Source organism: Bacteroides congonensis (assembly GCF_900130125.1).
Lineage (GTDB): Bacteria > Bacteroidota > Bacteroidia > Bacteroidales > Bacteroidaceae > Bacteroides > Bacteroides congonensis.
In genome coordinates, this window is sequence record NZ_FQXY01000011.1 from 824,918 (window position 1) to 836,822 (window position 11,905).

The window sequence follows — 11,905 nt, forward strand, 5'->3', positions numbered from 1 at the left end:
ATTTAAATACAATGAAGATTAAAACGCTTGTGGCTATGTTGGTCCTTTCAGCAGGGGCAACCACTGCAATAGCACAGGATGCGTCAAACTGTAATTCAAACAGTAGTATTTCGCATGAAGCTGTGCGTGCAGGTAATTTTAAAGATGCGTATACTCCTTGGAAAGCTGTGTTGGAAAACTGTCCGACGCTTCGTTTCTATACCTTTACTGACGGATATAAAATTCTGAAGGGCTTGATGGCTCAAATCAAGGACAAGAATAATCCGGAATACCAAAAATATTTTGATGAACTGATGAATACGCATGATTTGCGTATCAAATACACGCCTGATTTTCTGGCTAAAGGAACCAAAGTATCTTCTCCTGAGGAAGCGTTGGGTATCAAAGCGGTAGACTATATTGCTTTGGCTCCGAAGATTGACGTAAATCAGGCTTATCAATGGCTGAGCCAGTCTGTAAATGCAGTGAAAGCTGAATCGGCTGCTGCCACTTTGTTCTATTTCCTGCAAATGTCATTGGATAAACTGAAAGCAGACCCTAACCATAAAGAACAATTCATCCAGGATTACTTGGCTGCTTCTGAATATGCTGATGGTGCTATCGCTGCTGAAACCAATGAAGCAAAGAAGAAAAACCTGCAAGGTATTAAAGATAACCTGGTTGCTCTGTTTGTAAACAGTGGAACTGCTGACTGCGAATCACTGCAAAGTATCTATGGCCCGAAAGTGGAAGCTAACCAAAAGGATTTGGAATACTTGAAGAAAGTAATCGACATCATGAAAATGATGAGATGTACTGAAAGTGACGCTTATCAACAGGCATCTTTCTATTCATACAAAATAGAGCCGACAGCAGAAGCAGCTACCGGTTGTGCTTATCAGGCGTTCAAGAAAGGTGACATTGACGGTGCCGTGAAGTTCTTTGACGAAGCAATAAACCTGGAAACTGATAATGTGAAGAAAGCCGAAAAGGCATATGCTGCGGCAGCAGTATTGGCTTCTGCCAAGAAGTTGTCTCAAGCCAGAGCTTACTGTCAGAAAGCTATCAGCTACAACGAAAACTATGGTGCTCCTTACATTCTGATTGCTAACCTTTATGCAATGAGTCCTAACTGGAGTGACGAAAACGCTTTGAACAAGTGTACATATTTTGCAGTAATCGACAAATTGCAACGTGCAAAACAAGTAGACCCAAGTGTAGCTGAAGAAGCTAACAGCTTAATCGGTAGATATTCAGGTCATACTCCGCAGGCTAAGGACCTCTTTATGTTAGGTTACAAGCAAGGCGACCGCATCACTATCGGCGGTTGGATCGGAGAGACTACAACGATTCGATAAATGTATGTTGCGAAAACGAAGTAAACGTTTGTTGCATAAAAGCATGAGCATAACAATTGTCCTTGGGACAATTGTTATGCTTCTTTTATTTCCCTCATGCGGCGGTAAGACGAAAGCAGTGGGTGAGGCTATCACCGAACGCGATTCTCTTCCCGTAATGCAGACATTAGGGGTCACTACCCTTATATCCGATTCAGGAGTGACACGTTACAGGGTGAATACGGAAGAGTGGCAGGTTTATGACCGTAAGAAACCTTCCTATTGGGCATTTGAAAAAGGAGTATATCTCGAACAGTTCGACTCTATCTTTCATGTAGAAGCCAGTATCAAAGCGGATACTGCCTATTACTATGACAAAGAAAGGCTTTGGAAGCTGATAGGGAACGTAGATATACAGAACCGGAAGGGTGAACGTTTTAACACGGAACTGCTCTATTGGAACGAAGCTACCCAGAAAGTATATTCCGACAAGTTTATACGTATCCAGCAACCCGACAGGATTATCACCGGACATGGTTTCGACTCCAATCAGCAAATGACCGTCTATACCATTCATAATATAGAAGGTATTTTCTATGTAGACGACGAAGCGGGTACTACTCAACCGGAAGTAAAAGCCTTGCCGGACTCCGTGAAAAAAGATTCTGTGAAATAAACTATGAATATTTATATATCTCTAATAATCACCATGGTCTTCTCTGCTTTCTTTTCGGGAATGGAGATTGCCTTTGTCTCGGTAGACAAACTGCGTTTTGAAATGGAGCGTAAGGGGGGGATCACCTCTCGTATCCTATCTATCTTTTTCAAGAATCCGAATGAATTTATCTCTACCATGTTGGTGGGGAATAACATAGCCTTGGTTATCTACGGTATCCTGATGGCGCAAATTATCGGTGACAACCTGTTGGCGGGATTCATTGACAACCACTTCCTTATGGTGCTGGCGCAGACCATTATTTCTACCTTGATTATATTGGTGACCGGAGAGTTCTTGCCGAAAACATTGTTCAAGATCAATCCAAATCTGGTTTTGAATGTCTTTGCCGTTCCGCTTATTGTTTGTTATGTCATTTTGTATCCTATATCCAAGTTCGCTTCCGGTGTATCCTGTTTGTTCCTTCGTCTTTTCGGAATGAAAGTGAACAAGGACGCGTCCGACATTGCTTTTGGAAAAGTCGATCTGGATTACTTCGTACAAAGTAGCATCGACAATGCTGAGAACGAAGAAGAATTGGATACGGAAGTGAAAATCTTTCAGAATGCGCTTGATTTCTCGAATATAAAAATCCGTGACTGTATCGTTCCGCGCACGGAAGTGGTGGCGGTTGACCTGACTACTTCGCTGGACGAACTGAAAAGTCGATTCATAGAGTCCGGTATATCCAAGATTATCGTATATGACGGCAATATCGACAATGTGGTCGGTTATATCCATTCGTCGGAAATGTTTCGTGCTCCGAAGAACTGGCATGATAATGTGAAACAGGTGCCGATTGTGCCTGAAACGATGTCTGCCCACAAACTGATGAAACTGTTCATGCAGCAGAAGAAAACGATTGCTGTGGTGGTGGATGAATTTGGTGGAACGTCCGGCATTGTATCGTTGGAAGATTTGGTGGAAGAGATTTTTGGCGATATAGAAGACGAACACGACAACACTTCCTATATCTGTAAGCAGATTGAGGAACACGAGTATGTGTTGTCAGCCCGTTTGGAAATAGAGAAAGTGAATGAAACATTCGGACTGGATTTGCCCGAATCAGACGAATATCTGACGGTGGGCGGGTTGATTCTCAACCAATATCAAAGTTTCCCGAAGTTGCATGAAATCATTCAGGTAGGGAACTATCAGTTCAAGATAATCAAGGTCACGGCGACAAAAATAGAACTTGTGCGCTTGAAAGTCTTGGAATAATAGCGATAATCAAGAAATTTTTGGCTAATAAATAGATGCATATTAGCATTTTTTGTATCTTCGTGCGCTAAAACGACAAAAGAAAGAAATAATAATAAACATAAATCGTATTAATCAAAATGGCAACGTTACAAAACATTAGGTCGAAAGGACCTCTATTGGTGATTGTTATCGGCTTGGCGCTGTTTGCTTTCATTGCGGGTGACGCATGGAAGGTGATGCAGCCGCATCAGGCACATGACGTAGGTGAGGTGAACGGAGACGCTCTTTCCGCTCAAGAGTATCAGAATTTGGTAGAAGAATATACCGAAGTGGTGAAACTCATGCGTGGAGTGACCGCCTTGAACGACGATCAGACCAACCAGGTGCGCGACGAAGTATGGCGTTCCTATGTAAACAATAAACTGATTGAAAAAGAAGCTAAAGCACTGGGACTGACTGTTTCTAATGCTGAAATTCAGGATATCCTGAAGGCTGGAGTCCATCCTTTGCTGCGTCAGACTCCTTTCCAGAATCCGCAAACAGGAAACTTTGACAAGGATATGTTGAACAAATTCCTCGTTGAATATGCGAAGATGAGCGAATCACAGATGCCGGCACAGTATGCAGAACAATACAACAACATGTATAAATACTGGTCATTCATCCAGAAGACATTGATTCAAAGCCGTTTGGCTGAAAAATACCAGGCGTTGGTTTCCAAGGCTCTTATTTCTAATCCGGTAGAAGCACAGGATGCTTTCGACGCGCGTGTGAACCAATACAATGTATTGCTGGCAGGCGTTCCTTACTCTTCAGTAGTAGACTCTACTATCGTAGTGAAAGAATCGGAATTGAAAGACCTGTACAACAAGAAGAAAGAACAGTTCAAGCAATATCAGGAAACTCGTGACATCAAATACATTGATGTTCAGGTGACTGCAAGCGCTGAAGACAGAGCTGCTATCCAGAAAGAAGTAGATGAAGCAACTGCACAGTTGGCTACTACAACAGATGATTATACATCGTTTGTTCGCTCGGTAGGTTCTGAAGCTCCTTATGTAGACCTGTTCTATAACAAGACGGCATTCCCGTCGGATGTAGTGGCTCGTTTGGACTCTGCTTCCGTAGGTACTGTTTACGGCCCTTACTACAATGGTGGTGATAATACTATCAACTCTTTCAAGATTGTAGCTAAAGCTGCTGCTGCCGACTCTGTGGAATTCCGTCAGATTCAGGTGTATGCTGAAGATGCATTGAAGACTAAGGCTTTGTCAGACAGTATCTACAATGCTCTTAAAGGTGGTGCAAACTTCGCAGACCTGGCTAAGAAATACGGTCAGACAGGTGACTCTAACTGGTTGACTGCCACACAATATGAAGGTGCGCAGATCGATGGTGATAACCTGAAATTCATCTCTGCTATCAATAGCACAGGTGTGAACGAACTGGTAAACTTGCCGATGGGACAAGCTAACGTAATTCTTCAGGTGACTAACAAGAAAGCCGTAAAAGACAAATATAAAGTAGCTGTTATCAAGCGTGAAGTAGAGTTCAGCAAAGAAACTTACAACCGTGCTTACAATGATTTCAGCCAGTTTATCGCTGCTAATCCTTCTGTTGAGAAGATGGTGGCTAATGCTGAAGAAGCCGGATACAGACTGTTGGATAGGGCTGACTTGAATAGCTCTGAACATGGTATCGGTGGTGTGAGAGGTACAAAAGAAGCTTTGAGATGGGCATTTGATAAAGCTAAACCGGGTGAAGTTTCCGGCTTATACGAATGCGGCGAAAGCGATCACATGATTGTGGTTGGCTTGGTAAACATCAAACCGGAAGGATACCGTCCGCTGAAAGCCGTACAGGATCAGTTGAGAGCTGAAATCGTAAAAGATAAGAAAGCTGAAAAAATCATGGCTGACATGAAGGCTGCCAACGCAACTTCATTCGACCAATATAAGTCTATGACTGACGCTGTAAGCGACTCTTTGAAGATGGTTACATTCGCAGCTCCTGCTTACGTATCTGCATTGCGCAGCAGCGAACCGCTGGTAGGCGCTTATGCTTCTGTTTCTGAAGTGAACAAGTTGAGCGCTCCTATCAAAGGTAACGCCGGAGTATTTGTTCTGCAAGTATATGGCAAAGACAAACTGAACGAAACATTCGATGCAAAAACAGAAGAAGCTACATTGGCTAATATGCACGCACGTTTCGCCAGCCGTCTGATGAACGACTTGTATCTGAAAGCAAATGTGAAAGATACACGCTTCCTGTTCTTCTAAGAATTAATCGTATAAACGATAACTGCAAAAGGTCGTTCCTCTTTCGGGAACGACCTTTTTTGTTAACTTTTACATTATCGCTATACGGAAATCGACTTTATTTCCTTACATTTGCAAATATAAACCATGAACGGAAAGAATGATGTCTAAATATCCTCTTTTAGGAATGAACCTTGTGGAGCTTCAATCGTTGGTGAAAAGACTGGGAATGCCCGGCTTTACCGCCAAGCAGATTGTGGAATGGCTTTACGGGAAGAAGGTAACCTCGATTGATGAAATGACTAATTTGTCATTGAAGAACCGGGAACTGCTCAAGCAGAACTATGAGGTAGGAGCGGAGACACCGGTCGATGAAATGCGCTCTGTGGACGGTACGGTGAAGTACTTGTACAGGGTTGGTGATAGTCATTTTGTAGAATCGGTTTATATTCCCGACGATGACCGGGCGACGCTCTGTGTTTCTTCACAGGTAGGCTGCAAGATGAACTGCAAATTCTGTATGACCGGAAAGCAGGGCTTTACAGCACACCTGACCGCCAATCAGATAATCAATCAAATCCATTCATTGCCCGAACGTGACAAACTGACCAATGTGGTGATGATGGGCATGGGCGAACCGCTCGACAACCTCGACGAAGTATTGAAGGCATTGGAGATACTGACTGCTTCCTACGGATATGCATGGAGTCCGAAGCGCATCACTCTTTCTACGGTCGGCCTACGGAAAGGATTGCAGCGTTTTATCGAAGAAAGCGACTGCCACCTGGCTATCAGCCTGCACTCTCCGGTGACTGCACAACGTTCCGAACTTATGCCGGCGGAAAAGGCGTTCTCCATCACTGAAATGGTGGAACTGTTAAAAAACTATGATTTTAGTAAACAGCGCCGACTTTCGTTTGAATATATTGTTTTTAAGGGGCTTAATGACTCGCAAGTCTATGCCAAAGAGTTGCTGAAACTTCTTCGCGGACTGGATTGCAGGGTGAATCTGATTCGTTTCCATGCCATACCGGGAGTCAATCTTGAAGGGGCGGATATGGATACGATGACCCGTTTTCGTGACTATCTGACGTCGCACGGGCTTTTCACTACGATCCGTTCTTCAAGGGGAGAAGATATTTTTGCGGCTTGCGGTATGCTTTCGACAGCGAAGCAAGAGGAAAATAATCAGAGTTAATATATAAAACCGAACATCATGAAAAAGTACTTTTTTTATTTGAGCATCGCTTTGGTAGCCTTTGTCGTTGCTTCTTGTGGTCTGAAAGGAAACCACACTTCTAGTGGACGTGCATACGAGCTTTTGGTAGTAGTAGATCACGGTGTTTGGGATCGTGCGGCCGGAAGGGCTTTGCATGATGCACTTGATTCTGACGTGCCCGGCTTGCCGCAATCGGAACCTTCTTTCCGTATCATGTACACTTCACCGAAAGATTATGATTCTACGCTGAAGCTGATACGTAACATTATTATTGTAGACATACAGGATATATATACGAAAGCTTCTTTCAAGTATGCGAAAGATGTATATGCCAATCCGCAGATGATTCTGACTATCCAGGCTCCGAATGAAGAAGAGTTCGGGAAGTTTGTGGAAGAAAATAAAAAGACGATTGTCGATTTCTTTACCCGTGCGGAAATGAACCGTCAGATCACTTTCCTCGAAAAGAAGCACAGCAACTTCATCTCACAGAAGGTGGACAGCCTGTTCGGATGCAACATCTGGCTGCCTGCCGAGTTGACCAACTCCAAGACCGGTGAAGATTTCTTCTGGGCTTCTACCAACACAGGTACTGCCGACCAGAATTTCGTAATGTACTCTTATCCTTATACCGATAAGGACACCTTCACCAAAGAATACTTCGTTCACAAACGTGACTCTGTGATGCAGGCCAATATCCCCGGATTCAAGGAAGGCGTTTATATGTCAACCGACAGTCTGTTGACGGATGTACGCCCAATCAATGTGCAAAACAGCTACACACTGGAAGCACGCGGACTATGGCGCATGAAGGGTGACTTCATGGGTGGCCCGTATGTATCACACACTCGCCTGGACGAGAAAAACCAACGGATTATTACAGCAGAGATATTTGTTTATTCACCTGATAAAATGAAACGCAACCTGGTTCGCCAGATGGAAGCATCTCTTTACACGCTGAAACTTCCGAATGAAGTTCAGCAGAATCAGATTCCATTGGGCGGTGTATCTAAGGAAGCGGAAAAAACTAATAAGTAAAGAAATGGAAGATAGCAAAATAAGAATCGGCATCACCCAGGGAGATATAAACGGGGTAGGCTATGAAGTGATTTTAAAGACATTTTCAGACCCTACCATGTTGGAACTTTGTACTCCGATAATTTACGGTTCGCCGAAAGTGGCTGCTTATCATCGGAAAGCATTGGATATTCAGACTAACTTCAGTATTGTCAATACGGCTTCCGAAGCGGGATACAATCGTTTGAGCGTAGTGAACTGTACGGACGATGAAGTGAAAGTGGAATTTTCCAAACCCGATCCCGAAGCGGGCAAAGCTGCCTTGGGAGCATTGGAACGTGCCATCGAAGAATATCGTGAAGGGCTGATTGACGTTATCGTGACAGCTCCTATCAATAAACATACTATCCATTCGGAAGAGTTTTCATTCCCCGGACATACGGAATATATCGAAGAACGTTTGGGTAATGGCGACAAGTCATTGATGATTCTGATGAAGAATGATTTCCGCGTGGCTTTGGTGACGACACATATCCCTGTCAGGGAGATTGCAACTACGATTACCAAGGAACTGATTCAGGAGAAGTTGATGATCTTCCATCATTGCCTGAAACAGGATTTCGGTATCGGTGCCCCGCGCATTGCAGTGTTGTCCCTCAATCCTCACGCCGGAGACGGTGGTTTGCTGGGAATGGAAGAACAGGAAATAATTATTCCTGCGATGAAGGAAATGGAAGAAAAAGGAATCCTTTGCTACGGTCCTTATGCGGCCGACGGCTTTATGGGTTCGGGCAATTATACTCATTTCGACGGTATCCTGGCTATGTATCACGACCAGGGACTGGCTCCGTTCAAGGCGTTGGCAATGGACGACGGGGTGAACTATACGGCAGGTCTGCCGGTAGTGCGCACTTCTCCGGCTCATGGCACTGCCTATGACATTGCAGGTCAGGGAGTGGCAAGTGAAGATTCTTTCCGTCAGGCAATCTACGTTGCCATTGATGTGTTCCGTAATCGCCAGCGGGAGAAAGTAGCCCGTGCGAATCCGTTGCGGAAACAGTATTACGAGAAACGGGACGATAGTGATAAACTAAAACTGGATACAGTAGACGAGGATTAAAAGAGTGATGACAAGAGCGGAGATACAACAAGTGAAACAGCGTTTCGGTATTATTGGCAATACCGAAGCATTGTCACGTGCCATCGATGTTGCCATTCAGGTAGCTCCTACCGATTTGTCCGTGTTGATTACCGGAGAGAGCGGTGTCGGAAAGGAGAGTTTTCCACAGATTATTCATCAATATAGCCGGAGAAAGCACGGACAGTATATTGCTGTCAACTGCGGGGCTATCCCGGAAGGTACGATTGATTCCGAACTGTTCGGGCATGAGAAAGGCGCGTTTACCGGTGCTATCGGCGAACGGAAAGGATATTTCGGTGAAGCCGACGGCGGTACTATTTTCCTCGATGAAGTAGGGGAGTTGCCGATGCCTACCCAGGCGCGTTTGCTTCGTGTGCTGGAGAGCGGTGAATTCTTGAAAGTAGGTTCGTCAAGGGTACAAAAGACCGATGTGCGTATTGTGGCAGCTACCAATGTCAATCTTGTGCAGGCTATTTCAGAGGGGCGTTTCCGTGAGGATTTATATTATCGGTTGAACACCGTGCCCATTCAGATACCGCCTTTGCGTGAGCGGGGAGAAGACGTGCTTCTGCTGTTCCGTAAGTTTGCGGCGGACTTTGCGGAGAAATACCGGATGCCGGCTATCCAGTTGACAGAGGATGCAAAGAAGGAGTTACTGGCTTATTCATGGCCGGGCAACGTGCGCCAGTTGAAGAATATCACGGAACAGATTTCGATTATCGAAACGAACAGGGAAATTAACGCTGCTATCTTGCAGACCTATCTTCCGACACAAAATATGCAACGCCTTCCGGCATTGATGGGAACGCGTGAAAGTAAAGGTTTTGAAAGCGAACGGGAAATCCTTTACTCCGTCCTGTTCGATATGCGTCAGGAAGTGGCCGAACTGAAGAAGATGGTACACAACCTGATGGCTGAACGTGCCGGACAGGTAAGTCAGGTAGGAGCGGTGGTTGCCACTCCGGTGGTGACGACACCCCATCAACCTTCCGTACCTGCCATCATTCATACCGTGCAACAACCTCAACCGGCTGTTCGCAGGGACGATGACGATATACAGGATACGGAAGAGTATGTAGAAGAAACTCCGCTGTCTTTGGATGAAGTAGAAAAAGAAATGATACGCAAGGCACTTGAGAGACATCACGGAAAACGGAAGAGTGCGGCAAAAGATTTGAATATATCAGAGCGTACGCTTTATAGAAAAATAAAAGAATATGATTTGGATTAAGAAGATAACACGCCCTCTGTTACTGGTCGTTTTGCCGGTAGTGGTCATCGCGTGCACTGTTTCCTATAAGTTTAACGGTTCATCTATCAACTATGATAAGGTGAAGACAATCTCCATTGCCGACTTCCCGATTAAGTCGGAGTACGTATATGCTCCGTTGGCGACGAAGTTCAATGAAGACCTGAAAGATATATTTATCCGTCAGACCCGCCTGCAATTGCTGAAACCGAATCAGAATGCGGACTTGCAGATTGACGGAGAAATCACGGGATACAATCAGTACAACCAGGCAGTATCCGCCGATGGTTATTCTTCGGAAACGAAGTTGACCATAACAGTCAATGTACGCTTTGTCAACAACACAAATCATGCCGAAGACTTCGAACAACAATTCTCCGCTTTCCGTACCTACGACTCCAGTCAGTTGCTGACAGCCGTGCAGGATGGGTTGATTGCCGAAATGTCTAAAGAGATAACCGACCAAATATTCAATGCAACCGTAGCAAACTGGTAATATAAATGATTTCCGCCAACTTTCAACAATGGATCCAGCATCCTGAAACGCTGAACAGGGATACTTTGTACGAACTGCGCAATCTTCTTGCGAGATATCCGTATTTCCAGTCGCTCCGCCTGCTGTATCTCAAAAACCTGTATATTCTCCATGATATTAATTTCGGCGGGGAACTGCGGAAAGCCGTCCTTTACATTGCCGACCGGCGGAAGTTGTTCCAACTGATCGAAGGCAGCCGTTTCGACCTTCAGTCCCGGAAAAAGGGAGTGGCGTTGACGGAAGTGCTGAAAGACGAACCATCCGTAGACCGCACATTAGCATTGATTGATGCTTTCCTATCCACAGCTCCCGAAGAGGTGACTGCGCAGACCGGATTTGACTACTCGATGGACTATACTTCTTATCTGCTCGAAGAGACTCCCGCTACGGACGAAGCGGGAGAGGAAACGCCCAAGTTGAAAGGCTTTGAACTGATCGACGACTTCATCGAAAAGAGCGAAAGCGACTCTCCTCTCTACATGAAACCTTTGCGAGAAGAAGTGGAAGCATCCGCTACTCCTTCGAACGAAGCAAGTACGGAAGAAGAGGATGATGACAGCTGTTTTACAGAAACTTTGGCAAAAATCTATGTTAAACAGCAACGATATTCAAAAGCTCTTGAAATAATTAAAAAATTAAGCTTGAAATATCCAAAAAAAAATGCTTACTTTGCAGACCAAATCAGATTTTTGGAGAAATTGATTATTAACGCTAATTCAAAATAACTAAAGATGTACTTATTATTCGTTATCTTAATGGTGATTGCAGCCTTGTTGATGTGCTTCATCGTGTTGATTCAGAACTCAAAAGGGGGCGGTCTTGCTTCCGGTTTTTCTTCATCCAACGCTATTATGGGCGTACGCAAAACTACAGATTTTCTGGAGAAAGCAACGTGGGGTCTGGCTATCTTCATGGTTGTAATGAGTATTGCTACCGCTTATGTTGTTCCCCGTTCGGCTGTTGCTACAGACGCAGTGTTGGAACAAGCACAGAAAGAACAACAAACTAACCCGTATAACTTACCCGCAGGTACGGCTGCGCCTCAATCTGAAGCTCCTGCTACTAACGCGCCTGCTACAGAAACTCCGGCACCGGCTGCTGAAACTCCTGCTCCTGCAGCAGAGTAAATCGCTCCGGATACTGTAAGACTATTTGGGTAAAACCATTTAAGGGAAGATGGGTTGATGCCTTACTTCTCTGATATTTAAGTGCGGATTGCGCAGATTACACGGATTTTCAATGTTCCGCGTAC

The 11,905-nt window shown here is 44.7% G+C and carries 11 protein-coding genes; all 11 read left to right on the forward strand.

The window, feature by feature from the left end:
• Positions 1–11 precede the first annotated feature (11 nt).
• The 11 genes from BQ7997_RS20570 (at position 12) to secG (ending at position 11,780) form a co-directional block, all read left to right on the forward strand.
• Positions 12–1,337: a hypothetical protein gene (locus BQ7997_RS20570; protein ID WP_044653368.1), complete on the forward strand. Its 1,326-nt coding sequence runs from the start codon at positions 12–14 to the stop codon at positions 1,335–1,337.
• A 43-nt stretch (positions 1,338–1,380) separates the two neighbouring features.
• Positions 1,381–1,992 carry an LPS export ABC transporter periplasmic protein LptC gene (gene lptC / locus BQ7997_RS20575; protein ID WP_044653369.1) on the forward strand — a complete coding sequence of 204 codons (612 nt, stop codon included), beginning with the start codon at positions 1,381–1,383 and terminating at the stop codon, positions 1,990–1,992.
• 3 nt (positions 1,993–1,995) lie between these two features.
• On the forward strand, positions 1,996–3,252 hold the full coding sequence (locus BQ7997_RS20580; RefSeq protein WP_073347859.1) for a hemolysin family protein: 1,257 nt from the start codon (positions 1,996–1,998) through the stop codon (positions 3,250–3,252).
• 119 nt (positions 3,253–3,371) lie between these two features.
• A complete protein-coding gene (locus BQ7997_RS20585) occupies positions 3,372–5,513 on the forward strand; it encodes a peptidylprolyl isomerase (protein WP_073347860.1) in 2,142 nt (713 codons plus the stop codon).
• Between the two features lie 142 nt (positions 5,514–5,655).
• Positions 5,656–6,690, forward strand: coding sequence for a dual-specificity RNA methyltransferase RlmN (gene rlmN, locus BQ7997_RS20590; protein WP_073347861.1), 1,035 nt, complete (start codon positions 5,656–5,658; stop codon positions 6,688–6,690).
• A gap of 18 nt (positions 6,691–6,708) precedes the next feature.
• Complete coding sequence (locus BQ7997_RS20595) at positions 6,709–7,749, forward strand: DUF4837 family protein (protein ID WP_044656599.1); 1,041 nt, start codon at positions 6,709–6,711, stop codon at positions 7,747–7,749.
• 4 nt (positions 7,750–7,753) lie between these two features.
• Positions 7,754–8,848, forward strand: a complete 1,095-nt coding sequence (gene pdxA, locus BQ7997_RS20600) for a 4-hydroxythreonine-4-phosphate dehydrogenase PdxA (protein WP_073347862.1) — start codon at positions 7,754–7,756, stop codon at positions 8,846–8,848.
• A 7-nt stretch (positions 8,849–8,855) separates the two neighbouring features.
• Positions 8,856–10,100: a sigma-54 interaction domain-containing protein gene (locus tag BQ7997_RS20605; RefSeq protein ID WP_073347863.1), complete on the forward strand. Its 1,245-nt coding sequence runs from the start codon at positions 8,856–8,858 to the stop codon at positions 10,098–10,100.
• On the forward strand, positions 10,087–10,614 hold the full coding sequence (gene lptE, locus BQ7997_RS20610; RefSeq protein WP_044656267.1) for an LPS assembly lipoprotein LptE: 528 nt from the start codon (positions 10,087–10,089) through the stop codon (positions 10,612–10,614). The genes BQ7997_RS20605 and lptE overlap by 14 nt, the downstream gene beginning before the upstream one ends.
• A gap of 5 nt (positions 10,615–10,619) precedes the next feature.
• Positions 10,620–11,378 (forward strand): hypothetical protein, encoded by a 759-nt coding sequence (locus tag BQ7997_RS20615; RefSeq protein ID WP_044656266.1) that lies wholly within the window; start codon positions 10,620–10,622, stop codon positions 11,376–11,378.
• A gap of 6 nt (positions 11,379–11,384) precedes the next feature.
• Positions 11,385–11,780, forward strand: coding sequence for a preprotein translocase subunit SecG (secG, locus tag BQ7997_RS20620; RefSeq protein ID WP_044656265.1), 396 nt, complete (start codon positions 11,385–11,387; stop codon positions 11,778–11,780).
• Positions 11,781–11,905: the final 125 nt, after the last annotated feature.

Excerpts from the sequence above, each read along its gene's own strand:
- BQ7997_RS20570 (WP_044653368.1), top strand. The coding sequence starts at position 12 with ATGAAGATTAAAACGCTTGTGGCTATGTTGGTCCTTTCAGCAGGGGCA.
- lptC (WP_044653369.1), top strand. The coding sequence starts at position 1,381 with ATGAGCATAACAATTGTCCTTGGGACAATTGTTATGCTTCTTTTATTT.
- BQ7997_RS20580 (WP_073347859.1), top strand. The coding sequence starts at position 1,996 with ATGAATATTTATATATCTCTAATAATCACCATGGTCTTCTCTGCTTTC.
- BQ7997_RS20585 (WP_073347860.1), top strand. The coding sequence starts at position 3,372 with ATGGCAACGTTACAAAACATTAGGTCGAAAGGACCTCTATTGGTGATT.
- rlmN (WP_073347861.1), top strand. The coding sequence starts at position 5,656 with ATGTCTAAATATCCTCTTTTAGGAATGAACCTTGTGGAGCTTCAATCG.
- BQ7997_RS20595 (WP_044656599.1), top strand. The coding sequence starts at position 6,709 with ATGAAAAAGTACTTTTTTTATTTGAGCATCGCTTTGGTAGCCTTTGTC.
- pdxA (WP_073347862.1), top strand. The coding sequence starts at position 7,754 with ATGGAAGATAGCAAAATAAGAATCGGCATCACCCAGGGAGATATAAAC.
- BQ7997_RS20605 (WP_073347863.1), top strand. The coding sequence starts at position 8,856 with ATGACAAGAGCGGAGATACAACAAGTGAAACAGCGTTTCGGTATTATT.
- lptE (WP_044656267.1), top strand. The coding sequence starts at position 10,087 with ATGATTTGGATTAAGAAGATAACACGCCCTCTGTTACTGGTCGTTTTG.
- BQ7997_RS20615 (WP_044656266.1), top strand. The coding sequence starts at position 10,620 with ATGATTTCCGCCAACTTTCAACAATGGATCCAGCATCCTGAAACGCTG.
- secG (WP_044656265.1), top strand. The coding sequence starts at position 11,385 with ATGTACTTATTATTCGTTATCTTAATGGTGATTGCAGCCTTGTTGATG.